20 protein-coding genes are annotated in these 25146 nt (G+C 62.5%); 8 read left to right on the top strand and 12 right to left on the bottom strand.

Annotated elements, in window-relative coordinates; genetic code table 11:
* On the top strand, nt 1-486 hold the full coding sequence (locus LOKO_RS08660) for a VOC family protein (protein WP_066447776.1): 486 nt from the start codon (nt 1-3) through the stop codon (nt 484-486).
* A gap of 103 nt (nt 487-589) precedes the next feature.
* Here the strand turns inward: LOKO_RS08660 and nirD are convergent, their stop codons facing one another.
* The 5 genes from nirD to LOKO_RS08685 form a co-directional block, all read right to left on the bottom strand.
* Complete coding sequence (gene nirD / locus LOKO_RS08665) at nt 590-961, bottom strand: nitrite reductase small subunit NirD (RefSeq protein ID WP_066447779.1); 372 nt, start codon at nt 959-961, stop codon at nt 590-592.
* Between the two features lie 148 nt (nt 962-1109).
* Nucleotides 1110-3641, bottom strand: coding sequence for a nitrite reductase large subunit NirB (gene nirB / locus LOKO_RS08670; RefSeq protein WP_066447781.1), 2532 nt, complete (start codon nt 3639-3641; stop codon nt 1110-1112).
* Nucleotides 3638-4954 (bottom strand): NAD(P)/FAD-dependent oxidoreductase, encoded by a 1317-nt coding sequence (locus LOKO_RS08675; RefSeq protein WP_066447783.1) that lies wholly within the window; start codon nt 4952-4954, stop codon nt 3638-3640. The genes nirB and LOKO_RS08675 overlap by 4 nt, the downstream gene beginning before the upstream one ends.
* Nucleotides 4955-5221: 267 nt before the next feature.
* Nucleotides 5222-6259, bottom strand: a complete 1038-nt coding sequence (locus LOKO_RS08680; protein ID WP_235588981.1) for a CmpA/NrtA family ABC transporter substrate-binding protein — start codon at nt 6257-6259, stop codon at nt 5222-5224.
* A gap of 14 nt (nt 6260-6273) precedes the next feature.
* Entirely contained in the window at nt 6274-6873 is a 600-nt protein-coding gene (locus LOKO_RS08685) for an ANTAR domain-containing response regulator (protein ID WP_066447785.1), read from the bottom strand.
* A gap of 429 nt (nt 6874-7302) precedes the next feature.
* On the opposite strand from LOKO_RS08685, the gene LOKO_RS08690 reads away from it, so the two are divergent.
* The 7 genes from LOKO_RS08690 (at nt 7303) to kynU (ending at nt 15243) form a co-directional block, all read left to right on the top strand.
* Complete coding sequence (locus LOKO_RS08690) at nt 7303-10086, top strand: nitrate reductase (RefSeq protein ID WP_066447787.1); 2784 nt, start codon at nt 7303-7305, stop codon at nt 10084-10086.
* 79 nt (nt 10087-10165) lie between these two features.
* Nucleotides 10166-10957 (top strand): uroporphyrinogen-III C-methyltransferase, encoded by a 792-nt coding sequence (cobA, locus tag LOKO_RS08695; RefSeq protein WP_235588982.1) that lies wholly within the window; start codon nt 10166-10168, stop codon nt 10955-10957.
* An 84-nt stretch (nt 10958-11041) separates the two neighbouring features.
* Nucleotides 11042-11179 (top strand): alternative ribosome rescue factor ArfA, encoded by a 138-nt coding sequence (arfA, locus tag LOKO_RS18810; RefSeq protein ID WP_083517512.1) that lies wholly within the window; start codon nt 11042-11044, stop codon nt 11177-11179.
* Nucleotides 11180-11241: 62 nt separating this feature from the next.
* Complete coding sequence (locus LOKO_RS08700; protein ID WP_066447800.1) at nt 11242-12291, top strand: AI-2E family transporter; 1050 nt, start codon at nt 11242-11244, stop codon at nt 12289-12291.
* A gap of 137 nt (nt 12292-12428) precedes the next feature.
* Nucleotides 12429-13016: an NAD(P)H-dependent oxidoreductase gene (locus tag LOKO_RS08705; RefSeq protein WP_066447802.1), complete on the top strand. Its 588-nt coding sequence runs from the start codon at nt 12429-12431 to the stop codon at nt 13014-13016.
* A gap of 104 nt (nt 13017-13120) precedes the next feature.
* Nucleotides 13121-13978 (top strand): tryptophan 2,3-dioxygenase, encoded by an 858-nt coding sequence (gene kynA, locus LOKO_RS08710; protein ID WP_066447805.1) that lies wholly within the window; start codon nt 13121-13123, stop codon nt 13976-13978.
* Between the two features lie 47 nt (nt 13979-14025).
* Nucleotides 14026-15243, top strand: coding sequence for a kynureninase (gene kynU / locus LOKO_RS08715; protein WP_066447808.1), 1218 nt, complete (start codon nt 14026-14028; stop codon nt 15241-15243).
* 34 nt (nt 15244-15277) lie between these two features.
* On the opposite strand, the gene LOKO_RS08720 is transcribed toward kynU, so the two are convergent.
* The 7 genes from LOKO_RS08720 to LOKO_RS08750 all read right to left on the bottom strand — a co-directional run bounded on the left by LOKO_RS08720 (nt 15278) and on the right by LOKO_RS08750 (nt 25098).
* Nucleotides 15278-17605, bottom strand: coding sequence for a putative bifunctional diguanylate cyclase/phosphodiesterase (locus LOKO_RS08720; RefSeq protein WP_158509936.1), 2328 nt, complete (start codon nt 17603-17605; stop codon nt 15278-15280).
* 204 nt (nt 17606-17809) lie between these two features.
* On the bottom strand, nt 17810-20287 hold the full coding sequence (locus LOKO_RS08725) for an EAL domain-containing protein (protein ID WP_201025375.1): 2478 nt from the start codon (nt 20285-20287) through the stop codon (nt 17810-17812).
* A complete protein-coding gene (nosR, locus tag LOKO_RS08730) occupies nt 20280-21665 on the bottom strand; it encodes a response regulator c-di-GMP phosphodiesterase, NosR family (protein WP_066447813.1) in 1386 nt (461 codons plus the stop codon). Before nosR (LOKO_RS08730) ends, LOKO_RS08725 begins: the two co-directional genes overlap by 8 nt.
* The gene (locus tag LOKO_RS08735; protein ID WP_066447815.1) at nt 21662-22519 is read right to left on the bottom strand and encodes an ATP-binding protein; all 858 of its coding nucleotides are present in this window, start codon (nt 22517-22519) and stop codon (nt 21662-21664) included. The genes nosR (LOKO_RS08730) and LOKO_RS08735 overlap by 4 nt, the downstream gene beginning before the upstream one ends.
* Before the next feature lie 197 nt (nt 22520-22716).
* Complete coding sequence (gene nosR / locus LOKO_RS08740; protein ID WP_201025376.1) at nt 22717-24111, bottom strand: response regulator c-di-GMP phosphodiesterase, NosR family; 1395 nt, start codon at nt 24109-24111, stop codon at nt 22717-22719.
* Between the two features lie 31 nt (nt 24112-24142).
* On the bottom strand, nt 24143-24625 hold the full coding sequence (locus LOKO_RS08745; RefSeq protein ID WP_066447817.1) for a peroxiredoxin: 483 nt from the start codon (nt 24623-24625) through the stop codon (nt 24143-24145).
* A 62-nt stretch (nt 24626-24687) separates the two neighbouring features.
* Nucleotides 24688-25098 (bottom strand): GFA family protein, encoded by a 411-nt coding sequence (locus tag LOKO_RS08750; RefSeq protein ID WP_201025377.1) that lies wholly within the window; start codon nt 25096-25098, stop codon nt 24688-24690.
* Nucleotides 25099-25146 lie beyond the last annotated feature (48 nt).

Consider the following 25146-nt stretch of genomic DNA (forward strand, 5'->3'; position numbering starts at 1 on the left):
ATGAAGCACATGACAAAGAACACGATCTGCCTTTGGTACGATGACGCCGCTGAGGAAGCCGCGCAATTTTATGCCGAGACATTCCCTGATTCCTCGATCGACGCGGTGCACCGAGCGCCTGGGGATTACCCAGCGGGGAAGGAAGGGAGCGTCTTGACGGTGGAGTTCACCGTGCTGGGCGTTGCGTGCCTGGGGCTGAACGGTGGGCCTATGTTCAAGCACAGCGAGGCGTTCTCGTTTCAGGTGGCGACCGAAGACCAGGAGGAGACGGATCGCTACTGGAACGCCATCGTCGGCAATGGCGGGGAGGAGAGCCAATGCGGGTGGTGCAAGGACAAGTGGGGCATCTCCTGGCAGATTACGCCGATCGCGCTGACGAAAGCCTTCACCAGCCCCGACCGCGCCGCCGCCAAGCGAGCGTTCGATGCCATGATGACGATGAGGAAAATCGACATCGCCAAGATCGAGGCCGCCTTTCGCGGCTGAGATGAAGGTAGGCTACCGACAATTAGCCGACATTCGCGACTTACCCAAAGCCGCCGACGCTATCCCAGCGTAGGCGGCTTTTTCTTTTCCAATGGCTGAAACCTCAGGCCTCGATCCACACCTCATCGCCCTTGAAGCTTACCTTCCAGGTGCGCAGCGCTACGCTGTCGTCTTCCAGGCACTGGCCGTCTTCCAGGCGGAAGTGCTGCTTGTAGATCGGCGAGGCGACGACGAGCTGGCCCTTGATATCGCCGACGATGCCGCGGGCGATGACGTTGGCGTGGGAGAAGGGGTCGTGGTGGTCGATGGCGTATAGCTCCTGCTCGTACCCCGGCAAATAGAATATGGCGGCTTGTGCCGGGCCTTCCGGGGTTTCCACCCAGGCGGCAATACCGGAGTAGGGCACCAGGTCGGCGCGGGTGCAGAGGGTTTGCCAGGTCTGGGTCATGGTCTTGGCCGCAATTGCTGAACTCATTTTTTTAATCTCCAGATTCGTTTCGGGAAATCGGCGAGCGGGATGAAGCGCTAGGCGCGCGGCGGACCGAAGGCGAGACATAACGTGGGGTTAGGCGAGCCTTCGGGGTGCCGCGCAACAACGCGATTCGCTCGCGCAGCGATTTCCATTAGGCCGGGCGAAGCTGGCCGCGCTCAGTGGTGTAAATAATGTCCGGGTCCGGGCGCGCGTCGTTAACGAAGCTGCGGAAGCGCTTGAGCTTCTCCGGGTCGCTGATGGCGTTGGCCCATTCGCATTCGTAGGCGTCGATGACGGTCTGCATCTGCCGGTCGAGCTCTTCGCCGATGCCGAGGCTGTCCTCGAGGATCACCTCCTTGAGGTAGTCCAGCCCGCCGTCCAGGTTCTCGCGCCATACCGAGGTGCGCTGCAGGCGGTCGGCGGTGCGGATGTAGAACATCAGGAAGCGGTCGATGATGCGGTAGAGCTGTTCGTCGGCGAGGTCGGTGGCGAACAGTTCGGCGTGGCGCGGGCGCATGCCGCCGTTGCCGCACACGTACAGGTTCCAGCCGTTCTCGGTGGCGATCACGCCGATGTCCTTGCTCTGGGCCTCGGCGCATTCGCGGGTGCAGCCGGAAACGCCGAACTTGATCTTGTGCGGGGCGCGCAGGCCCTTGTAGCGGTGCTCCAGCTGGATCGCCATGCCCACGCTGTCCTGCACGCCGTAGCGGCACCAGGTGCTGCCGACGCAGGACTTCACGGTACGCAGCGACTTGCCGTAGGCGTGGCCGGTCTCGAAGCCGGCTTCGATCAGCTCGCCCCAAATCGCCGGCAGGTCTTCCAGGCGGGCGCCGAACAGGTCGATGCGCTGGCCGCCGGTCACCTTGGTGTAGAGCGCGTACTTCTGCGCCACCTGGCCCAGCACCACCAGCTTGTCAGGGGTAATCTCGCCGCCCGGCACGCGGGGAACGACGGAGTAGGTGCCGTTCTTCTGCATGTTGGCCATGAAGGTGTCGTTGGTGTCCTGCAGCGGGATGTGGGCCGCGTCGGTGATCGGCTCGTTGAAGCAGGAGGCGAGGATCGAGGCTACCGCCGGTTTGCAGATATCGCAGCCGAGCCTATGAGACTCCGCAGAGCCATGCTTTTCCATTAGCTCGCTGAAGGTCTTGATGCCCTCGACGCGGACGATGTCGTAGAGCTCCTGGCGGGTGTGGGCGAAGTGTTCGCAGATCGACTTGTCGACCTCCACGCCGCGGGCCTCCAGCTCGTGGTCGACCACGCTCTTGAGCAGTGCGGCGCAGCCGCCGCAGCCGGTGCTGGCCTTGGTTTCACCCTTCACCGCGCCGAGATCGACGGCGCCGGCATCCAGCGTCGCGCAGATGTCGCCCTTGGTCACGTTGTGACAGGAGCAGATCATCGCGGTTTCCGGCAGGGCGTCGGGGCCCAGGGTGGGCGCGCCTTCGCTCGAGGGCAGGATCAGCGCGGCGGGGTCCTCGGGCAGGTCCATGCGGTTGGCGTAGTACTGCAGCAGGGTGTCGTAGTAGCTGTTGTCGCCGACCAGCATGGCGCCGACCAGGCGCTTGCCGTCGCTGGAGACCACCAGCTTGCGATACTGCTGCTTGATCGGATCAAGGAAGCGGAACATGCGTGCGCCGGGGGTGCGGTCGCCGTGGGCGTCTCCGATGGAGCCCACGTCCACGCCCATCAGCTTGAGCTTGGTACTCATGTCGGCGCCCTTGAAGCTGCCGTCCTGGCTGCCGCTGGCCGTGGCGAGCAGGGTGGCGGCGGCGGCCTTGGCCATTTGGTAGCCGGGGGCCACCAGGCCGAAGATGCTGTTGTTCCACAGCGCCACTTCACCCACGGCGAGAATCGCCGGGTCGTTGGTCAGGCAGCGGTCGTCGATCACCACGCCGCCGCGCTCGCCGATCTCCAGGCCGCAGTCCCGGGCCAGGTCGTCGCGGGGGCGAATGCCGGCGGAGAACACGATCAGGTCGGTCTCCAGCACCTTGTCGTCCTGGAACACCATGCGGTGGCGGCTGGCTTCGCCGTCGACGATCTCCTGGGTGGCACGGCCGGTCAGCACCTGCACGCCCAGCGACTCGATCTTCTCGCGCAGCAGCTCGCCGCCTTCGCTGTCGACCTGCATCGGCATCAGCCGGGGGGCGAACTCGACCACGGCGGTGTCCAGGTTGAGGCCGCGCAGGGCGTTGGCGGCTTCCAGGCCGAGCAGGCCGCCGCCCACCACCACGCCGGTATTGGCGGTTTCGGCCATGGCGCGAATGGCGTCGAGATCCTCCAGGGTACGGTAGACCAGGCAGCCTTCCCGGTCGTTGCCGGGGATCGGCGGCACGAAGGGATAGGAGCCGGTGGCCAGCACCAGGCGGTCGTAGGCGTAGCGGCCCTGGGGTGTCGTCACCTCGCTCTTGTCGCGGTCGATGGCGGTGACCGCCTCGGAAAGGCGCAGGGCAATGCCGTGCTCGGCGTAGTACTCGGCGGTGGAGAGGGCCAGCGAGTCGGCGTCGCGGCCGCTGAAGTACTCGGAGAGGTGAACCCGGTCGTAGGCCAGGTGGCGCTCCTCGCCGAACACGGTGATCTCATAGTGCTCGGTGGCGCCCTGTTCGACCAGTTGCTCGACCAGGTGGTGGCCGACCATGCCGTTACCGATGACGATCAACTGGGATTTGGTGGCGTTAGGCGTGTTCATGCGGCCTCCTTGACGGGGCGTTCCGGAGAGTCTGGATTGGCGTGTTCGTGAAGCAGGGCGTCGGCATCGGCGGCGCCCAGCAGCAGGGCCTGACGGCAGGGGCCGAGGTCGGTGCCGGCCAGCGAGTGTTCGAAGTACCAGGGGCCCATGGCGGTATCACCGTAGAGAACGGCACCGACGATGTGCCCGTCGCACAGCAGCAGGCGGCGATAGTCGCCCTGCAGCGGGTCGCGGTAGGTGAGCACGTCGTGGTCGGGTTCCGCCTCGGTGGGGCCGAAGGCGTAGAGCGATACGCCGCTCACCTTGAGCTTGGTGGCACAGGGCGTCTCCACGTAGCCTGCCGTCGGCTCGCCGGCCAGATGCGCGGCCAGGACCTCGACCTGCTTCCAGATGGGTTCCACCAGGCCGAAGGTATTGCCCTGGAATTCGCAGCATTCGCCCAGGGCGTGGATGGCCGGCTCAGAGGTGGTAAGGGTCTCGTCGACGACGATGGCGCGGTTGACCTCGAGCCCGGCCACCTGGCCCAGTTCCTTGTTGGGCGTGATGCCAATGGCCACCACCACGCACTCGGCCGGGAGCCAGTGTCCGTCGCTCAGCATGGCGCCGGTGACATGGCCCTGGTCGTCTCCGGTCAGGTGGTCCAGGCCGGCATCGGTATGGATGTCGAGGCCGCGGCTGCAGAGCTCGGCTTCGAGCAACCGGGCGGCGGTGATGTCCAACTGACGGTTCATCAGCCGGTCGTCACGCTGGATCAGGCTCACGTTCATGCCACGCTTGGCTTGGCCCTGTTTCCGCAGGCCTTCGGCGGCTTCCAGGCCCAGCAGGCCGCCGCCGATCACTACGGCACTGCCGCCGGCTTGCGCGGCACGTGTCAGGGCCTCGGCATCGTTCAGGTCGCGAAAGACGTGGACGCCGGCAAGCGTGAGCCCGGGAATGGGCGGCATCGCCGGGCGTGAGCCGGTGGCCAGCACCAGGCGGTCATAGTCGAGGGTGCGGCCGGCGTCAGTGGTCAGGCGGCGCGATTGGCGGTCGATGTTGGTGACCCGCTCACCGAGAACCAGGTCGATCCGCTGTTCGGCATACCAGCCGGCATCGCGCAGCGTCAGCGCGTCGCGCTCCATCTCGCCGGCCAGTAGCGGCGAGAGCAGTATACGGTTGTAGGCTGGCTGCGGCTCCTCGCCGATCACGGTGATACGCAGCGACAGGGCCGGCCGCTTGGCCAGGGCTTCAACCAGCCGGTGGCCAGCCATCCCGTTGCCGATGATCACGAGATGCTCGAGCGTGGCCGACTGGGGTGCGGACTGTGGGTGCATGTAGTGACACCTCCGAAGCAGGTAAGAAAGCAGCGGCACAAAAAGAAGACGCTCCATCACGACCCCGCCTGGGGTGTGCTGGAGCGTCTTCGCCCGTTGCTACTGTTCGAGAGCGACCGCCATTGATCGCGTAGTTGATGAGTACCAATCAAGAAGCTGGCCAAGATTCTCTTGATGTCAGTTTTATTGTTTTATTTCAGATTCTTGGGAATGCCTTTCCAGAGGGGGTGTCCGGCGCTCAGCCGTTTCCGGTCGGCCGCCTGCACGTCACTGGTGCATGGCAGCATCGAAATGCACAGGGGCGTAGCACTCGTGGAGCGTCGGGATGTCCAGGGCACGATCCAGGTGACGCAGGGAGCGGTCCAGCTGTTCGGCAATCCGACCCATGGCGTCCACGTCGGGGCGCAGGATCCCGGGGCCGAACAGCCGCTGGTGAATCGGAGTGACGTCCAGGGGCAGGGTGTCGAGATGGCTCACCGAGCGGTCCAGGTAGGGCGGCAGGGCGAGCCACTCCAGCGCCTGGTGGCGGTTTTCGGGAGAGTCGGCGAGCCAGTCGCTGGCCGCCACCAGCGCCCGGATCAGGGCGGCAAGCGTGGCGGGGTAGTGGTGAGCCCAGGAGCGGGTCACGCCCAATACCTTCTCGGGGTGATCGGGCCACAGCTGGGCACCGCTGGCCACGAGCTGGCCGACACCCTGGTGCGCGGCCAGGCTGCCCCAGGGTTCGCCGGCGCAGAAGCCGTCGATCTGGCCTTCGCTGAGGGCCGCCACCATGCGCGGGGGCGGCAGGACGATCAGTTCCACGTCGCGGTCCGGATCGATGCCGCCCAGGCTGAGCCACTCCCGCAGCAGGTAGTGCTGGCACGAGAAGGGGTAGACCATGGCCAGCCGCGGGCGATGAGGGCCGCTGTGCTTACCGAGCCAGGCGCCGACGGCGCGTGCGCTGTCGGCCGGGTCGCTGCCCATGGCGGCACCGCTCTGCTGGCAGAGGGGTTCCGACAGCACGATGGCATTGCCGTTGCGGCTCAGGGTGATCGGCGCCAGGGCGTCGCAGGGCGCCCGCTCCAGCCCGAGACTCATGGCCAGCGGCATGGGCGAGAGCATCTGGGCGCCATCGAGCAGCCCGGCGGCCACCTTGTCGCGCAGGGTCGACCAGGCGTTCTCCCGTGACAGCGATACCTCGACCCCCTGTTCGGAAAAGAAGCCCTGTTCACGGGCGATGACCAGCAGGGCGGCATCCAGCAGCGGCACGAAGCCCAGGGTCAGGTGATTCAGCTCGGGTGTGGTGTGCATGTCCTGCGGATTCATGAATAGACCTCAGTTCAGTCAGGCGAGCGCGTGTTCAGGCGTTCCAGGATATCGATGACGCTGTCGGCCACCTCGGCAATACGCTGGCTGCGATCCATGGCGAGCTTGCGCAGCATGCGATAGGCCTGCTCCTCGTCGCAGTCCTGATGCTTCATCAACAGCCCCTTGGCGCGTTCGATGCGCTTGCGCTCGGTGAGCTGGTTGCGGGTCTTCTCCAGTTCGCGGCGCATGGACTGGAAGGCATCGAAGCGGGCAATCGCCACCTCGATGATCGCCTTGACCCGGCCGGGAATCAGGCCGTCGACCACGTAGGCGCTGACGCCGACCTTGAGGGCGGCCTGGAGGATGTCCGGGTCGTGCTGGTCGGCGAAGAAGACCACCGGGCGCGGGTTCTCGCGGTTGAGCAGCGCCATGCTGTCCAGGGTGTCGCGGTCGGGGGATTCCATGTCGATGATCACCACGTCGGGCTGGTGCCGGGCGACCATCTCGTTGAGGCTCGCCGGGCTCGTCAGGCGGCAGACCACACGGTGTCCATCGGCGACCAGGGCCTCCTCGACCATGGCCGCGCGCACGACTTCATCATCAACCAGCAGCACATTCAGCGGTGGGGGCATGGCAGTCTCGCTAGTCACTTGCATCTCTACGCTGCGATGCAAAATACATTCCAGATATTGCAACTCCGCGGCACGCCAAGTCCTGCGGGCCGGGTCTTGACGGCCTGGCGCTGTGTCTGGCGATTATTCGGTCCGATGCGCGGCGTTTCGGCACTACCGTGGTGCAGCATGGCAGTTGGGGTGAGAGATCCTGGGGCAGTGGCTCGATGTCAGGAACGATAGAAGGCCATCAGGGAGCCGGAATACTGGCAGATGCCGTTCGCCTGGCACAAAGATTGCTTCATCCTGTATAGAAAATGCTCAACGCTGGGCAAAGCAGCAAGAGGCGCCCACCGCGCTTCATCGGCAACGACGCCCACCCGCCGTCTCTGCTACAGAGTCGGCGGGTGGGCGTTTGCATTTTGCGAACATGCGTTACAGGAGATCGTCATGCACCAGGCTCTAACCACTTGCCCCTACTGCGGTGTTGGCTGCGGCGTGCAGGCGGAAGTCGACGGCGAGCGCATCATCGGCGTCAGCGGTGACAGCACGCATCCGGCGAATTTCGGGCGGCTCTGCGTCAAGGGTTCGGCGCTGCACGAGACCCTGGGTGAGCATGGCCGGCTGACGCGTCCCCGGGTCGACGGCGTGGAGGTGGACTGGGACACGGCACTGGATGCCGTGGCCGACAGGCTTCAGGCCACACGCCGCGACCATGGCAACCATGCCGTGGCGGCCTACCTCTCGGGTCAGCTGCTCACCGAGGACTATTACGTTGCCAACAAGCTGTTCAAGGGCTTCCTGGGGACGCCGCACCTGGACACCAACTCGCGGCTCTGCATGGCCTCGGCGGTGGCGGCCTACAAGCGCGCCTTCGGCGCCGACGCCGTGCCCTGCAACTACGAGGACCTGGAGGAGGCGGAGCTGGTGGTGCTGGTGGGGTCGAACCTGGCCTGGAACCATCCGGTGCTGTATCAGCGCATCAAGGCGGCCAAGCAGATCAATCCGCTGATGCGGGTGGTGGTGATCGACCCCAGGGTCACCGATAGCTGCGAGATCGCCGACCTCTATCTCGGCCTCGCGCCCGGCAGCGATGCGCGGCTGTTCAATGGCCTGCTGGCCTGGATGGACGACCGTTCCAAGCTGGACCGGGTCTACCTGGAGAAGCACACCCTGGGCATGGAAGAGGCCCTGGCGGCGGCCCGCGAGGACGACACCTCGCTGGAGGCCATTGCCGCCGACTGCGATGTGGACCCGGAGCGGCTGGAAACCTTCTTCTACTGGTTCTCAAGCCACCTCCACGTGGTGACGCTCTACTCCCAGGGCGTCAACCAGTCCTCCAGCGGCACCGACAAGTGCAACGCCATCATCAATTGCCATCTGGCCGGCGGCAAGATCGGCCTGCCGGGGGCGGGGCCCTTCTCGATCACCGGCCAGCCCAACGCCATGGGCGGCCGCGAAGTGGGCGGGTTGGCCAACCAGCTGGCCGCGCACATGGACTACCATACGCCGGACGCCCTCGAACGGGTCACGCGCTTCTGGACGACAGAATCGCTCGAGCCCACCCTGCCCGACGCGCCAGGCCACAAGGCGGTGGAGCTGTTCGAGGCCATCGAGCGGGGCGAGGTTCAGGCGGTGTGGATCATGGCCACCAACCCGGTGGTGAGCCTGCCGGATGCCAACCGCGTGCGGGCGGCCCTGGCCAAGTGTCCGCTGGTGATCGTCTCCGAATGCATGGCCGACACCGATTTGCTCCCCTTTGCCGATATCGTGCTGCCGGCCTCGAGCTGGTCCGAGAAGGATGGCACCGTGACCAACTCCGAGCGGCGTATCTCCCGCCAGCGCGGGCTGCTGCCGCCCCCGGGGGAGGCCCGTCACGACTGGTGGATCATCGGCGAGGTGGCCAGGCGGCTCGGTTTCGGCGAAGCCTTTGCCTATGAACACCCCAGCGAGATCTTCGACGAGCATGCCCGGCTCTCCGGCTTCGAGAATGGTGAAGGCCCCGGCGAGGGCCGCCGGCTGTTCGATATCTCCGGCCTGACCGGGCTCGACCGCGACGCCTATGATGCCCTGGCGCCGATCCAGTGGCCGGTGACGCGGGGTGCGCCGAGCGGCACGGCGAGGCTGTTCGAGGATGGGCGCTTTGCCACCCCGGATGGCAAGGCGCGACTGATTGCGGTACACCCACGGGGGCCAGAGCAGGCCCTGAGCGAGGTTCGTCCGCTAAGGCTCAATACCGGCAGGGTGCGTGATCAGTGGCACACCATGACCCGCACCGGCCGTGCGCCACGGCTGATGAATCACCGCAGCGAACCCTTCATCGAGCTCCATCCCGACGATGCGCACCACTACGGTATCGATGACAAGGCGCTGGCGCGGCTGGAGGGAGCGGGTGGGGACTATGTGGGGCGCGTGCGGGTATCCAAGGCGCAGCGGCGTGGCGAAGTGTTCGTGCCCATGCACTGGACCGGCCGGTTCAGCGGTGCTGCCCGCATGGGCAGCCTGCTGGCGCCCCATTGCGATCCTGTTTCCGGTCAGCCGGAATCGAAGCACGGGGCCGTGTCGATAGCGCCGCTGGCGCCGAGCTGGCAAGCTACGCTGATAGTAGCCGACGACCTGGCGCTGGATGCGGCATGGTGCGACAGTTCGCGCTACTGGGCTCGTATACCGCTATCCGACTGTCAGCGCTGGCAGTTGGCAGGCGGCAAGAGAGGTAATGACATGCCCGACTGGCAGGCCTGGCTGGCCGAGCATCTGCCGGTGGCGCCGACGCTTTGGTGCGAGGACCCGGGCGATGGTCGCCTGCGTGCTGCGGGCATCGCCGATGGCAAGCTGCGCTGGTGGTTGATGGTAGGCCCCCCCGGCGAGCTGCCCGGCATTGCCTGGCTCGATGAGCGCTTCCAGGAGGCCGCGCGGGGTGAACGCCTGGATGCGGCGCGGCAGCGGCGGCTGCTGGCCGGCTGTGACGATGGTGCCGCCGACAGCGGACCTGTCGTGTGCAGTTGCCATCAGGTGGGCCAGAGTACCATTCGCCATGCCATTCGCAGTGGTGACGACAGCGTCGAGGCGCTGGGTGCCCGATTGGCCTGCGGCACCCAGTGTGGCAGCTGCATTCCCGAGTTGAAGTCCCTGATTGAAGAAGCAAGAGCGGAAGGAAATGCCCAAGAAGGTGCCGACGAGGAGAGGGCCCATGCGAGCGCTGAGCCGAAGTCTGAAAACGTTACTATCGCGTGATGCCTTGAACGCGGGTTTGGCACGCTTTGGCCTCGGTCGCTCTTTCCGCTGCCTGGGAGACGCCAGGGAGTGTGGCAGCATGCCCTCCCTGGCGCTGCGCGGCGGTTGCCAGCCGGGGCGTGTCTACCTGGTGGGTGCCGGGAGCGGCGACGTGGAGCTATTGACGCTGAAGGCCGCCCGTCTGCTGCAGCAGGCCGACGCCATCGTCTACGACCGCCTGATCGGCGATGAGGTACTGTCGCTGATTCCCCCCGGACGGGAACGCTACTATGTGGGCAAGGCGCGGGGTCATCACAGCGTACCTCAGGCCGAGATCGGTGAGCTGATGGTCAAGCTGGCGGGGCAGGGCAAGTCGGTGGTGCGCCTGAAAGGCGGTGATCCCGGCATCTTCGGGCGCATGGGTGAAGAGCTTGCCGCCCTGGCCGAGGCCAATGTGCCCGCCGAGATCGTACCCGGTATCACGGCGGCGTCGGCGGCCGCCGCCGGCATGGGTATCCCGCTGACCGATCGCGGCCACGCCCAGCAGGTGCGCTTCATCACCGCCCAACTGTGCCGCGAGGGTGGCGAGCCCGACTGGGGCGATCTGGCCCGGCGGGACGAGACCCTTATCTTCTATATGGGCCTCTCCAAGGTGGAAACCATCTGTTCCGGTTTGCGCCTGGCAGGGCTGCCCGATGACTGGCCGATCATGCTGGTCGCCAACGCCAGCCATGCCGACCAGCAGGCGCTCACCGGCACCTTGGCGGATATGCCGGCGAAACTGGCGGCGCAGCCCTTGCCTTCGCCCTGCCTGATCGTGGTGGGCAGCGTGGTGAGCCTGGTCGCCAGCAGCCTCGCGGCGGCAAAGTCGCTGAACGAAACATCCTCCTGATCTGCTAGTCTCAGGGGTGTGCCATGCTTGATCGGGCCACGCTTGGTCTGGTCAGGCGGGCGCGCCACTCAACCGGAGATGATGATGAAGAAAGTCAGGATTCGTGACAACGCGCTGAAGGCACAGATGCGTACGCCGATGTTCCGCACGCAACAGCAGAAGCCCAAGAAGGGCAAGGGGAGCTACTCCCGCAAGAGGCGGGAGTATCGCCAAGCGGCCTGAGTGGCTGTTTCGCAATACTTCCATCAGGGCAGGATGCCTGACACCTACAGCAGGGAGCTGACATGGATGATGGGCTGGGTAATCTCTCACTGTTTACGCGCAGGGTACTGATCGCGGTGGGGCTGGTCGCTCTGGTGGCGATCCTGCTTTACTTTGCTGGTCAACTGATCGATGTTTTGCTGCTGGTGTTCGCCGGCATACTCGTGGCGGTTTCCATCGATGGTGTCTCCCAGCTTGTGGCTCGCTACCTGCCGCTGTCGCGCTTCTGGACGCTTTCCCTCGCCTTTGTCCTGATCCTGCTTCTGTCCGTGGTGCTAGGTTTTGTGATTGGGCCCCCCATGAAGGAGCAGCTGCCGCAGCTGATTCAGCAGCTACCGGAGGCGCTGCAGGAGCTGGCGGTCACGCTATTGGAGCTGCCGGGTATCGAAGCGGCGCTCAAGGAAGTGGAGGAGCCGGGACAGCTCATCAATCCGCTGCTGGAGCAGTTCACCGCGCTCTTCACTTCCACTTTCGGTGCCATCGCCAGCTTCTTCCTGATCCTGTTGATCGGTTTCTACCTGGTGCTGAGCCCTTCCATGTACCTGGGCAACATGCTGCTGCTGTTTCCACCGGCCCGTCGCGGGCGCTGGCGGGAAGTCCTTGCCATCCAGGGCAGGGCCCTGCGCCTGTGGCTGCTGAGCCGTCTTATCTCCATGCTCTTCGTCGGCATCTCTATCAGTATTGGCTTGTATTTCATGGACGTGCCCATGGCCGGCGCCTTGGGCTTGATTGCCGGCCTGCTCACCTTCATTCCCTATCTGGGGCCGATACTGGGCATGATCCCCACCGTGCTGATCGCTTTTCTGACGTCACCCGAGCTGGCGCTCTATGCCATCATTCTCTATTTCATCGTGGAAACTCTGGAGTCGAACGTGGTCATGCCCATTGCCGCCAAGGGAGTGGTACGGCTGCCGCCGGCCTATACCGTCATCGTGCAGCTCGCCGGCGCGGCGGTTGCCGGCCTGGCCGGCGTTATACTGGCAACGCCACTCGCCGTGGTAGCGGTGGTTGCCATCCAGATGCTCTATATCGAGGATGTGCTGGGCGATAAAGTCGACGTGCTAGGAAAATGATCGAACGTGTTGATGGCTTTGATGCGGTATCCCCCCAGGTAAAGCCTTATGCTTGACGGCGGTCGGCGTGAAGGGCCGGTTTGTAAGTAGTGTGGAATGGTCACGACCTTGCAAATCACCGGGGGGCAACCGCTGCAATGACAACGCGTATCCTGATTCTCCAGGGGCATCCCGATGCCGGTGGAGCTCATCTTTGCCACTCTCTGGCCGAGCACTACCGTGCAGGTGCGGAATCCCATGGACATGAGGTACGGGTGGTCGATATCGGCGAACTCGACTTTCCCTTGCTGCGTAGCCAGAAGGCATGGAAGGAGGAGCCACTCCCGGCTGCCTTGCAGGAGGCACAGGATGCCATTGCCTGGTGTCGGCATCTGGTGCTGTTTTTCCCGCTTTGGCTCGCTGACATGCCTGCGCTTGTGAAAGCCTTCCTTGAACAGGTTATGCGCCCTGGCTTCGCCTTCGAGTACGTGGAGGGCAATCCGCTGGGAAAGAAACGGTTGTCTGGCCGATCGGTGCGGCTGGTTGTCACCATGGGCATGCCTGCACTGGTCTATCGACATATCTACCGTGCGCATAGCATCAAGTCATTGGAACGCAATGTGCTCGGTTTCGTTGGCTTCTCCCCGGTTCACGAAACCCTGATCGGCAGAGTTGAGTCGATGAGTGAACAGGGGCGTGCGAAATGGTTTCGCAAGATGCATGAGTATGGCGCCGACGCGGAGTAGGGTGATAGGCGGCATCGAATTTTTGGGCACTGGCGGTCTGCGTGGACTGGCAATACCATGGGGGGACAGCCAATACCGCAGCGTGAGCAGGGAGTGCCCGAAGTATGGCCAATCGAGATGCCCGTTCGCCGGAAGGCCGGACGGTGGAGTTGGACGGTGAAGGGGTCCACTGGGACCAGGACATCAGTTATGGGCAGTACCTGCAGTTGGAGCCGCTGCTCGCCTGTCAGCAGCGGCGTTCCGATCAGCACGATGAGATGTTGTTCATCGTCATCCATCAGGTTTCCGAATTGTGGCTCAAGCAGTGTCTGCATGAAGCCCATGCCGCAGCGGCGCACATTGCTGAAGAGAAGCTCGCGCCCGCTTTCAAGATGCTATCGCGGGTCGCTCGCATCCAGGAACAGATGATTCATGCCTGGGAGGTGCTGGTCACCATGACGCCGGCGGACTATGCCAGCTTTCGCGACAGCCTGGGCCAGAGTTCGGGGTTTCAGTCCTATCAGTACCGGGAACTGGAGTTCCTGCTCGGCAACAAGAATCCCAGGCTGGTCGAAGTCCACCGCGGTCATCCTCAGCATTACCGGCGGCTGAACGAGGTTCTCACTGCGCCCAGCCTCTACGACATCAGCCTGCAGCTGTTGGAGCGTCGCGGTTTCTCACTTCCCCGCGGCTGCATCGACCGCGACTGGTCGCAGCCCTACCAGCCCTGTGATGCGGTGGAGCAGGCCTGGGCCAGGATCTATCGCGAGCCGGAAGCACATTGGGATCTCTATGAGCTGGCCGAGAAGCTCGTCGATACCGAGTACAATTTTCACAAGTGGCGCTTCAGCCATATGAAGACGGTGGAGCGCATCATCGGCTACAAGCCTGGCACCGGCGGCACGGGCGGTGTCTCTTTCCTGGTCAAGGCCCTGGACCTGCAGTTCTTCCCCGAACTGTGGTCGGTGAGGACCAGCATGTGAGGAGCCTCGAGCCCATGGAACCGGCAACACCAACAAGTCGAGCTGACATGATACAGCTCGATCGCGACGACCCCCTGGCCGACTATCGTGACCGCTTCGTACTGGAAGAGGGTCTGATCTATCTCAACGGCAACTCCCTTGGTGCCCTGCCCCGGGAGGCCCGGAACAGGGCGGCCGAGGTGGTGGAGCAGGAGTGGGGCCAGGGCTTGATTCGCAGCTGGAATCGCCACGACTGGGTGTCGTTGCCCACGCGAGTTGGCGACAAGGTGGCTGGGCTGATCGGTGCCGCGCCCGGTGAGGTCGTGGTGGCCGACTCCACCTCGGTCAATCTCTTCAAGTTGGCGGCGGCGGCGATCCGCATGCGCCCGGGACGATGCAAGATTGTATCCGAGCCGGGGAATTTTCCAACGGACCTGTACATGCTTCAGGGACTTGAAGGGTTCCTGCAGGGCGAGGTGCGGCTGGAAACGGCGCCCAGGGAGGTGCTGTCATCCCACATCGACGAGGACACCGCCCTGGTGGTGCTCACCCATGTGCACTACAAGTCCGGCGAGCTGTTCGACATGGCCGCCATCACCGCCCGGGCCCATGAGGTCGGCGCCCTGATGCTATGGGATCTCAGCCACAGCGCCGGGGCGGTGCCTGTGGATCTGAATGGCGTGGGAGCGGATTTTGCCGTGGGCTGTGGCTACAAGTACCTCAACGGTGGCCCGGGAGCGCCCGGCTACCTGTTCGTGGCGCGTCGTCACCTGAATGATATCCACCAGCCGCTCAGCGGATGGTTTGGACATGCAGAGCCCTTCGCCATGCGTGACGACTACCAGCCAGCCGATTCGATCAAGCGGGGCCTGTGCGGCACGCCTGGCGTTCTCGGCACGGCGGTGATGGAGGTGGGTGTCGAACTGCAGGCATCTGCCGACATGTCGAAGGTACGGGCCAAGTCCCGGCGCCTCGGTGAGCTGTTCATCCAGCTGGTCGAGGCCCACTGCGAGGGCATGGGCTTTGCACTGGCCTCTCCTCGCGACGCCGAGCGACGGGGCAGCCAGGTATCGTTCACCCATCAGCACGCCTACCCGATCATGCAGGCGTTGATCGCCCGCAATATCATCGGCGACTTCCGGGCTCCGGATATCCTGCGCTTCGGCTTCGCGCCGCTCTATGTCCGCCATGTGGATATCTGGGACACCGTTCAGGCCTTGGCGGACATCATGGCCACGGGCGAGTGGGATGCGCCACAGTACAAGCAGCGCAGCGCGGTGACCTGAGCCTTATTGGCCGCTGTGGGCCGCCGTGCGGTGCTCATGACGTTTCGGCTAGCAGCGCCTTGAAACGGCAGGGCCGATGCACGCCATAGCCCTGTGCATAATGCACTCCCATCTCGCGCAATAGCTCCAGGGCCTCGTCGGTCTCGACGAATTCAGCGACGATGATCTTGTTCAGGGTCTGGCCGATTTGATTGATGGCCCGCACCATGGCCAGGTCGGTTTCGTCGTTGGCGATGTCGCGCACGAAGAGCCCATCGATCTTGAGACAGTCCACCGGCAGGCATCTCAGGTAGCCGAAGGAAGAGAGGCCGGCTCCGAAATCATCCAGTGCAAAGGTGCATCCGCGCTTGCTCAGCTTTTCCATGAAAGTCGTGACATCGTGCAGATTCCTCACCGCGGCTGTCTCGGTGATCTCGAAGCAGAGCTTGCTTGGCGGCAGTGCATAGTGATCCAGGGTCTCCACCACGAAGTCGTGGAAATCGGCGTGATCGAAAGAGCGCCCGGAAAGGTTGATATGGCAGACCTCGAGGCGGGCCAGGTGTTGTGGGTGGGCCGCCAGCTGTTGGCAGACATGCTCGATGACCCAGCGGTCGATCTGGTGCGCCGCTCCGAAGCGTTCTGCTGCCGGCAGGAAATCCCCGGGCGGTATGACCGCGCCGTTTTCGTCGATCAGCCTGACCAGGACTTCATAGCGCAGGCTGTCGGGGCGAGCCAGACACACCAGGCGCTGTGCGTCGAGGAAGATGCGCTGCTCGGCCAGGGCGCTGCGGATACGACCAAGCCACTCCATCTCTCCACGCTGCTCTGCCAGTTGACGATCGTTCTCCTGCAGCAAATGCACGCGGTTGCGTCCCTGCTCCTTGGCCAGATAGCAGGCGATGTCAGCCGTACGTAGCAGGCTGCCGGTATCGCTGCTGGAGGCGGTGATCGGGACCACACCGATACTACAGCCGGGCGTGTAGAGAGTCCCTTCCCAGGAGAAGGGGGTATCGCTCACGATGGCGCGAAGTTTCTCGGTGACCTGACAGGCTTTCTCGACATCGCAGTTCTCGAGAATGACGGCAAATTCATCCCCACCGAGCCGGGCGAGCAGGTCTCCTTCTCGCAGGTGGCTATGGAGCAGGTCGGCGGTCTGGCGCAGCAGCTGGTCTCCGGCCACGTGCCCCGAAGTGTCGTTGACGATCTTGAATTGATCGAGGTCGACTAAACAAAGCGCGTGAGTCGAGTCCTCGGTGCGTGCTTGCCTCAGCGCTTCGGCAAGGCTGCGTTCGAAACTGCGCCGGTTTGGCAGGCCGGTGAGAACGTCGTGGGTCGCTTGATAGTCGAGCTCGACAGAGAGGCGACGGGACTCTGAGACGTCCTCGATGATCACCACGTAAAGAGGAGCGCGGCGAGTATCGTCGAGCATTCGGGAGGCGGTCAGCTTGACCCACACTGTGTCTCCCGCGCGACAGAGGAAACGCTGCTCGAGGGTGTAGCTGTTGATGGTTCCTGCGAGCATATCGGCTCTTTGCTGACGACCGATATCCCAATCCTCGGGATAGACGAGATCCCGGTAGCGCATGCCCAGGAGTGCCTCTTTGGGATAGTGCAGAATTCCGCACAGGGCCTGGTTGACATCGATCAGGTAGCCTTTGTCATCTACCTGGGCCATGCCCACCGCAGCCTGCTCGAAGGTGACCCGGAACTTGTGTTCAGCGGCCGTGATGACACGGCTCAGGTGCCATCCCAACAGGCCGGCGATCAAGCACATCACCAGCAGAAATGCGACGCTCAAGAGGGATAGTATCCGCCTCATTTCGCGGGACGCATCGGTCATTGCGCGGCGGAAGTCCTCAGTGAGGGGAGTCAGGCCGCGATTGACTTCCTGCAGGCGTGTCCGCAGTCGCGAAATTTCCGCCATCGAGGGGGCGCCAGACTGCCATTCATCCGCCAGTTGGTCTGTGAGGGAGACAAGCTCGAGAAGGTACGTGTCGCTTTCCCGCCAGATATGCACCGCCTCATGGAAAAGGGGGTACTCGGCGAAGAGTCGGTACAGCGAGATCATGCGGCCGATATCATCGGGGTGATTCAGCCCCCGCAGCATACCATCCCTTGCGGCAGGGAGATCCACCGGCGTGGCATCCAGGGCGCGACGTGCGTCGAGCCCCCCCAGAGGAACGGCAAGCCAGTCCCGGGAGCGCTGCAGCGCATCGGGATGCCCAGTTTCCGCGTAGGTGTCGAGGTTATAGACGGCAGCCAGTTGCGCTCTGGACCAGGCGCTTTGACCACCAATGTATGCGGCTATGGCCGACTGGATTTGGACCACGGCGACACTGAAGCCGGCAGCCAGCGCTGCCACAAGCAACAGTGCGAGGGTCAAGCCAACCGCTTTTCCTCGGTATGTCTTGCTACGGGGGGCTTTCGTCCATGCTTGCATTGCCGGCTCTCTGTTCAGATGTCTCTTACAGTAGCAATCTTGTTCTTGAGCGGGATGCCGCCTCTCAACGGTTTCGTCTCCATGCCGAGTGAAGTGAGCCTCAGATGGGGTCTTCTCGCACAATCGGCTCTTGGGTGCTTTGATGCTTTACATACGAACCTTCAGCAGGGCTGCCTCGCGAAAGGCCTGCTTAACCACCAGCCGCAGCTCCTCGTCGTCCCATGGCTTGGTGAGAAACTTGTAGATGGCACCTTCATTGATGGCAGCGGTCACGGTCTTGAGGTCGGTGTAGCCCGACAGCACGATCTGGATGGCCTGGGGATGGAGCTGCTTGACGCGTTTGAGGAATTCCGTGCCGCTCATCTCTGGCATGCGCTGATCGCTGATGATGACATGCACCTCCTGGGTGGCCAGCAGTTGGAAGGCCTCGTGCGGACTCGTGGTGGCGAGGATGCGGTAGCCCTCACGCCGAAGCGTGCGGTTCAGCGAGCGCAGGATATTGGGCTCATCGTCGAGCAGCAGCAGGGTCTGGCTACTGGCACTGTCATTCTGGTCTTGCTGCTGCAGCTGGTTTGCGGCCTCGTTTTCGTGCAGAAAGGTGATCAGTTCATCGATGGGCATGGGGCGGGCAAAGTAGTAGCCCTGATAGATATCGCACATTTTCTTGCTGAGGTAGGCATAGTGGGCCTGGGTTTCCACCCCTTCGGCAAGAACCTTCAACTGCAGCTGGTTGGCCATGGAAATAATGCCCTGGACAATGGCGGCGTCGCGGTGATCGCTTATGACTTCCCGTATGAAAGAGCGATCGATTTTGATCTTGTCGATGGGCAGGTATTTCAGATAGCTGAGACTGGAGAAACCGGTGCCAAAGTCGTCGAGGGCGATACTGATGCCCAGGCGGCGCAGCATCTGTAGAATCTCGATGGCTTTCGTGGTGCTTTCCATCAGAATGTTTTCGGTGAGTTCGAGCTCGAGCAGAGGGGCCGCGAGTCCTGTTTGTTTCAGCGTATCCACTATGCCCGTTACGAAATTGGCCCTTTGGAACTGCATGGGCGACACATTGACCGCCATGACGTACTCTTCGAACCCCAAGGCATTGAGCCGAACGTTGTCCCGGCAGGCGGTACGTAACACCCACTCACTCATGGGAATGATCTGCCCGGTATCTTCTGCCAGTCCAATGAACTCAGCCGGCAGGATGTAGCCGCGCTCGGGATGATGCCATCGGATTAGTGCCTCGAAGCCGAGGATTCTGCCGCTGGTATCCTGGATTTGCGGCTGGTAGTGCAACTCGAACTGCTGCTGGTCGATGGCATGCTGCAGGGCGTTGCGCAGCCTGACTCGCCCGCTCACCCTCTTGTTAAGTCCCTCGGTGTACCACTGAAACGTATTGCGACCCTGACGCTTGGCCTGTGACTTGGCCTGATCCGCCTGTTGAATCAGGTGCGAGGGTTTCGTTACGCCATTCGAATCCAGGGCGATGCCGATGCTGGCGGTCAGGTGCATCTCACTCTGTTCGACCCAGTAGGGCCTAGCGACATTGGCCAGCAACCGCTCGACGATGAGGGGGACATCACCCGGGTCGACCAGCAGGATGGCGAACTCATCGCCGCCGCAGCGGGCTACGGTATCGTTGCTGCGTACCTGCTTGACCAGGCGAGAGGCCACTTCGACCAGTATCTGATCGCCCAGCTCGTGGCCGAGGCTGTCGTTGATCGACTTGAAGTCGTCCAGGTCGATATAGAGGAGGGCGACACTTCCCACATGGTGTCGCGCATGGTGATAGCACTGCTGCAGTCGCTCCTCCAGTAGCGCACGGTTGGGAAGCCCAGTGAGGGAATCGTGGGTGGCATTGTGTTCCAGGCGCGATTCGTAGGCACGCTGGGTAGAGATATCGTTCTGTACACCGATGAAGTGACTGACCTCGCCGCTCTCGTCGAGCACCGGGGAGATATGAAGATCGTTCCAGAAGAGCGTGCCGTCCTTGCGATAGTTGCAAAGCGCAGTGTGGGTATAGCGCTTTTCGGCAATACCCCGCCTGATGATTGTCCGTGCCACGGCGTCGGTGTCGGGTCCTTGCAGGAAGCGACAGTTTCGGCCCAGCACTTCCTGTCGAGAGTAGCCGGTGATGCTCTCGAAGGCGGAGTTGACATAGATGATAGGCAGGTCAGGATGATCGGCTTCGGAGATGATGACCCCATTGACGCTTGATTCGATGCTGCGCTCCAGAATGTGAAGCCGCTGCATGTCACGCTTGCGCTGCGTGATGTCTCTTGCCACCACATAGATGACCGCTTCCGTTCCCAGGCCGGCGTTGATCTCTACCCAGTGGATGCCTCCCTGGGCATCGCGAGCCCGTGCTTCCAGTGCGTGGATGCGCTGACCGCCCTTGATCTGCTCAATGGCGGCATCTATCAAGGGTTGGTCATCCTCCAATACCAATTTGCTGTAATGGTGACCGACAAGCTGTTTCTCCGAATAGCTGAACAGCTGTTCAAAGGCGGCATTGACCTGCAGTAACCGCCCATCGAGATCGACCCGGCAGAACAGTTCCAGTGAGAGGGTGAAGAACTGGTCGCGCTGCCGCAGGGCTTCGCGCAGCTCCTGCTTGCTGCGATCAGGCATCGTTCCCATCACTCTCACTGGGGTCACTGTCCCCAGGCTTGCAGACCATCAGCGTGTAGCTGCCACCTTCGACTTCTTCGAGCTTGCATAGCTTGTCGATCAGGTGCTGGGTCAACTCCTTACCTTCATTGAGCAGCAGGATGCCGGTTGCCGAGTGGATATCCTGCCCAAGGATCATTCCGGGCTTGAGCTGGCGTGTCTCTAGCGACAGCATGGTCTTTCCAGCCTGGCCCAGATCCGGTGCCTGTTCGACGCATAGTGCGATGAAGGCCTGGCACAGGCTGGGTTCATAGACACGTCCTGACAGCTTGCGCAGCAGGTCGAGGGCCTGCTGTCGTGGCACTTTCCGAGGCAGGATCATTCCCCGCTGAAGCTCGATGAAGTCGACGGCCAGTGCCAGAAGTCGCGCTCCGTAGGGGATCGCCTCGCCTTTCAGACGGTTGGGGTAGCCGTCGCCGTTCCAGTGCTCACGGTGATGCCGGATGAATCGGGCCGTGCCCTGCAAGTGCTCCAACGACATCAGCAGGCTTTCGCCGGTTTCCGGATAGCGACGATAGGCCTTGCGGTCTTCGGCGAAGAGGCGCTCCGAAGGGGTGGTCAGCATGCGATCGTCCCACCCCAACTTGCCAAGGTTGTACAAGGCGGCCGCCATGAGCAGGTCGCGGCGGAGTGAGTCTTCCAGCTCATGGGTATCGGCGAATGCCTGGATCAGATCACCGACCTGGGCGTTGGCATGCAGGTGGCGTGGCATGCGCTGCGTGATAAGCGACGAAAAGACGCGAGTGGCCATGACATAGCTGTGCTTCAGTTCGTCGTAGGCCGCATCGAGCATATCGGTAATCTGCTTGAGCTCCTGGGTGCGTGCCTCGACACGCTGCTCCAGCGTGGCGTTGAGTTCAACGAGTTCCTGGTTCTGTTGCAGGGTCAAGGCTTCAAGGCGTTTCTGTTCGCGCTCGGCCAGTTGATGGGCTACGGCTTGGCGAAGCGTAAGGCGCAGCTTGTGATCGTCCCAGGGTTTGGCGATATAGCTATAGATATGCCCTTCGTTGATGGCTCGGACCGTGGCATTCATATCGCTTTGTCCGGTCAGCAGTATACGGACGCACTCCGGCCTCATTCGCTGTACCTGGCTCAACAGCTCCGCACCATCCATGCCCGGCATCAGGCAATCGGAAATCACCACGTCGACCGCTTCCTGCTCCAGAATCGCCAGTGCCGCCTCGCCATCGTTGGCAGTCAGGACAAGGTAGTTTTCAGAACGCAGCACGCGTTTCAGGGCGGAGAGAACGTTGGGCTCATCGTCCACCAGCAGAAGCGTTGCCACAGGCTGCAGAGGCGGCTCAGGAGTGGGAAGGGGCTGGTCGGCTTCGACAGTCATCGTTGACCCTGCTCCTGTTCAACTCTGCGGGGCTGCTTGATTGGAAGCCATACACGGAACGTGCTCCCCTGGCCGACTTCACTGTCTATCTCTATCTGGCCGCCGTGCTTTTGCACGATGCTGAAGGAGAGGGCCAATCCCAGGCCGGTGCCCTCGCCAATCGGCTTGGTGGTGAAGAAGGGCTCGAAGAGTCTGTCACGATGCTCTGGAGGGATACCGCAACCGGTGTCTGACACCTCGAACCAGATGCGCTCTCCTTCGTGCCCGGTACGCAAGGTGATAACGCCGTGGTTTTTGATGGCCTGTGAGGCATTGGTCAGTAGGTTGAGCGCTACCTGCTTGACCTGGGACGGCAAACATTCGACGTGGGGCAGGGTGGCATACTCCTTGATGACCTCGGCTTTGTATTTGAGCTCGTTGTTCGCCAGGTGCAGTGTGGTGTCGAGGCCGTGATGCAGGTCGACAAAGACGAAATCGTCCTCCTCGATATGAGAGAAGTCCTTCAAGGCGGTAATCAGGGACTTGACGCGCTCGATACCCTCCTCGGATTCGGCGATCAGTGCTTTTGCATCGTCGCGGATATAGTCGTAGTCCAGGCTCTGCTTGAGGGCCTGGAGCTCTTCCAGGGAGCCGACCTGGTCAGTTGCATCGATGATACACAGCAGATCACGCACGTATTCGGCCAGAGTCTTGAGGTTGGAGAACACGTAGCCGACGGGGTTATTGATCTCATGTGCCACTCCTGCAGCCAACTGGCCGATGGCGGCCAGTTTTTCGGACTGCAGCAACTGCGGGTTGGCCTGCTTCAGGTCGCAGAGCAACTGGCTCATGCGGTCTGCATCATTGGACTGCATAGCGACTCCCTGTCGTGGTAGATCAATCCCGAATGGTAATGATCTTCCTTACTATCAATCGGCAGGTGGACGCAGGGCTTGAGGGATATTTCGAGATGGCTTCTCGGCAGGTCCATCGGCGTGTGGCTGTTGCCGCTTGAAAATCGTCTCAGGGCGGGGGGATTGCGTTGCCGTCGCCAGCGCGCACAGGGCAGGCGTCAGCCGTCGCTTCCCGGCTTTTTTATCAGCAGGGAATAGCGGATTTCCTCAACCTCCTCGAAGTGAAGCAGCTTATCGATCAGGGCTCGCGTCAACTGCTTTCCTTCATGCAGCAAGAGCATCCCGGCCTCGGAGTACAGGTCCTTGGCTAGCACCATCCCGGGCTGGAGCTTGCTGCTGTCCAGGGATAGCACTGACTCCCCTATCACCCCCAAGTCGGGAGCCTGTTCAAGGCATAGTTTGAGGAAGGAGGCACACAGCTCTGGATCGTAGACGCGTCCCGAGAACTTGCGCAGCAGCTCCAGGGCTTGCTGGCGTGGCAGCTTGTTCGGCAGGATCATCCCGCGCTGCAGTTCAATGTAGTCGACTGCAAGGCCCAGTAGGCGAGCCCCGAAGGGGATGGCTTGCTGTTCCAGCTGGTCGGGATAGCCCCCACCATTCCACCGCTCGCGATGGTGACGCACGATCCGGGCAGTGCCATCAAGGTGATCCAGCGCCATCAGTAGGCTTTCACCGACTTCCGGGTAGCGCTGATAGGCTTTCTGGTCCTCGGCAAAGAGGCGCTGTGAGGGAGTGGTGAGCATGTGGTCGTTCCAGCTCAATCTGCCCAGGTTATAGAGCGCTGCCGCCATCAGCAGGTCGTGCTTGAGCTCATCTTCCAGTTCATGCACTTCGCAAAACGCCCGAACCAGGGCATCGACCTGGGCATTGGTCTGCAAACGGCTGGGGAGCCTCAGGTTGATCAGTGAGGAAAACACCCGTGTGGTAGTGACATGGCTGTGCTCCAGTTCTGTGTAGGCGGCTTCCAGCATGGCGGAAAGCTGCTCCAGCTCCTGGCTGCGTGTCTCTACGCGTTTTTCCAGACTGGCATTGAGTTCGATCAGTTCTTGGTTCTGCTCCTGGGTGAGCTGCTCTAGCCGATCCCTTTCACGCTCTGACTGCTGGTGGGCGAGGGCCTGGCGCAGCGTCTGGCATAGCTCATCGGCTTTCCAGGGAATGCCGACGAAGCTGTAGATATGCCCCTCGTTGATGGCACGCACGATGGCGTTCATATCGCTCTGGCTGTCGAGCAATATACGCAGGCAATGCGGCCAGCCCTGCTCAATGCGGTTCAAGAGGTCGATGCCACCCATGTCGGGCATGCGTGCGTTGGCCATGACCAGGTCGATCTCTTCTTCATCCAACACCGTCAGAGCGGCTTCGCCGCCCTTGGCTGTCAGCAAGCGACAGCCCTCCTGTTCCAGCGTAGCGGCAAGAAGTGCGAGCGTATCGGCATCGCTATCGACCAGAAGCAGCGTGGCCGGTGGAGGCTGCGACGCCATTTCCCCTGTCTGTGACACCGTTGCTATTTCCACGGGGTCCAAGCCGTCGTTGTGACTATCGGTTTGCGGCATCCACCCTCCCGGCTCCAGGTTGCGCGCCAAGCTAGAGATTCGCCAGCACTGCGTCGACGCTGCTCTTGTCGACCACGCCGCGTTCGGTATCGACACCGATATACTGCACCACGCCATCGTCGGCGATCAGGGCGTAGCGCAGACTGCGCAATCCCATGCCGGCGGAACTCCGGTCGTTCTCCAGGCCTGCCGCTCGTGTGAAGTCGGCATTGCCGTCGGCCAGCATCAGGATAGCCTGGGCATTCTGGTCCTTCTGCCAGGCGCCTATGACGAAGGCATCGTTGACCGAGAGGCAGGCCAGGGTATCGACGCCACGCGCCAGCACCTCGTCGGCTTTCACCACGAAGCCCGGCATGTGCGTGTTGGAGCAGCCCGGAGTAAAGGCGCCAGGTACGCCGAAGAGCACCACGCGCTTGCCCGCGAACAGCTCACCGGTGGCGATATCTTCAGGACCGTCTGGCCCGTTGGTCTTGAGGGTGACGTTCGGGATGGTGTCGCCTACGGAAAGAGGCATGTATTGACTCCAGGCTTGAGGGAGGGGTGAGGGCCGGACTGCGTTCGATCAATGTACTGTGTTCAACTTCCCTGATAGGCGTCGAAAACTTCCTGCCCGGTCATGTCGTGAGTCTCGTTGGCGAAGGTATAGTAGTTCGGCTTCTGGTCGATGAAGATCTGAGTATCGAAGGTCCAGGCCTCGCCGCCGTCGACCAGGCCCACTGGGATGGCATAGTGGTCGCCGGTCTTCAGGCGATAGAAGAGGTGAGTCCCGCAGCGCTGACAGAAGCCACGCTCGGCCCACTCCGAGGAGGAATACACCGTAATGTTCTCCTCGCCATCCATCTCGACTTCGCTGACCGATTCCAGGGCCAGCATGGGGCCGCCGCTCCAGGTTCGGCACATGCTGCAGTGGCAGGCGCCCAGGTTTTGCTTGCGGGCAACTACGCCAAGCTGTACGGCACCGCAAAGGCAACTTCCGCGTGCGGTCATCCCTTCCATCGTTGCTTCCTCCCGGTTTGAGCAGGGCTTTGATCGCGA

Origin of the sequence: Halomonas chromatireducens (assembly GCF_001545155.1) — a bacterium.
GTDB classification, from domain to species: domain Bacteria; phylum Pseudomonadota; class Gammaproteobacteria; order Pseudomonadales; family Halomonadaceae; genus Halomonas; species Halomonas chromatireducens.

Coding starts and splice junctions, on each gene's coding strand:
- LOKO_RS08680 (WP_235588981.1), bottom strand. CDS start 6,259: ATGAATCCGCAGGACATGCACACCACACCCGAGCTGAATCACCTGACC.
- kynU (WP_066447808.1), top strand. CDS start 14,026: ATGATACAGCTCGATCGCGACGACCCCCTGGCCGACTATCGTGACCGC.
- LOKO_RS08675 (WP_066447783.1), bottom strand. CDS start 4,954: ATGCACCCACAGTCCGCACCCCAGTCGGCCACGCTCGAGCATCTCGTG.
- LOKO_RS08700 (WP_066447800.1), top strand. CDS start 11,242: ATGGATGATGGGCTGGGTAATCTCTCACTGTTTACGCGCAGGGTACTG.
- LOKO_RS08750 (WP_201025377.1), bottom strand. CDS start 25,098: ATGACCGCACGCGGAAGTTGCCTTTGCGGTGCCGTACAGCTTGGCGTA.
- nosR (WP_201025376.1), bottom strand. CDS start 24,111: ATGCCGCAAACCGATAGTCACAACGACGGCTTGGACCCCGTGGAAATA.
- nirD (WP_066447779.1), bottom strand. CDS start 961: ATGAGTTCAGCAATTGCGGCCAAGACCATGACCCAGACCTGGCAAACC.
- LOKO_RS08745 (WP_066447817.1), bottom strand. CDS start 24,625: ATGCCTCTTTCCGTAGGCGACACCATCCCGAACGTCACCCTCAAGACC.
- cobA (WP_235588982.1), top strand. CDS start 10,166: ATGCCCTCCCTGGCGCTGCGCGGCGGTTGCCAGCCGGGGCGTGTCTAC.
- LOKO_RS08705 (WP_066447802.1), top strand. CDS start 12,429: ATGACAACGCGTATCCTGATTCTCCAGGGGCATCCCGATGCCGGTGGA.
- LOKO_RS08725 (WP_201025375.1), bottom strand. CDS start 20,287: ATGCCTGATCGCAGCAAGCAGGAGCTGCGCGAAGCCCTGCGGCAGCGC.
- kynA (WP_066447805.1), top strand. CDS start 13,121: ATGGCCAATCGAGATGCCCGTTCGCCGGAAGGCCGGACGGTGGAGTTG.
- LOKO_RS08685 (WP_066447785.1), bottom strand. CDS start 6,873: ATGCCCCCACCGCTGAATGTGCTGCTGGTTGATGATGAAGTCGTGCGC.
- LOKO_RS08660 (WP_066447776.1), top strand. CDS start 1: ATGAAGCACATGACAAAGAACACGATCTGCCTTTGGTACGATGACGCC.
- nirB (WP_066447781.1), bottom strand. CDS start 3,641: ATGAACACGCCTAACGCCACCAAATCCCAGTTGATCGTCATCGGTAAC.
- arfA (WP_083517512.1), top strand. CDS start 11,042: ATGAAGAAAGTCAGGATTCGTGACAACGCGCTGAAGGCACAGATGCGT.
- LOKO_RS08735 (WP_066447815.1), bottom strand. CDS start 22,519: ATGCAGTCCAATGATGCAGACCGCATGAGCCAGTTGCTCTGCGACCTG.
- nosR (WP_066447813.1), bottom strand. CDS start 21,665: ATGACTGTCGAAGCCGACCAGCCCCTTCCCACTCCTGAGCCGCCTCTG.
- LOKO_RS08690 (WP_066447787.1), top strand. CDS start 7,303: ATGCACCAGGCTCTAACCACTTGCCCCTACTGCGGTGTTGGCTGCGGC.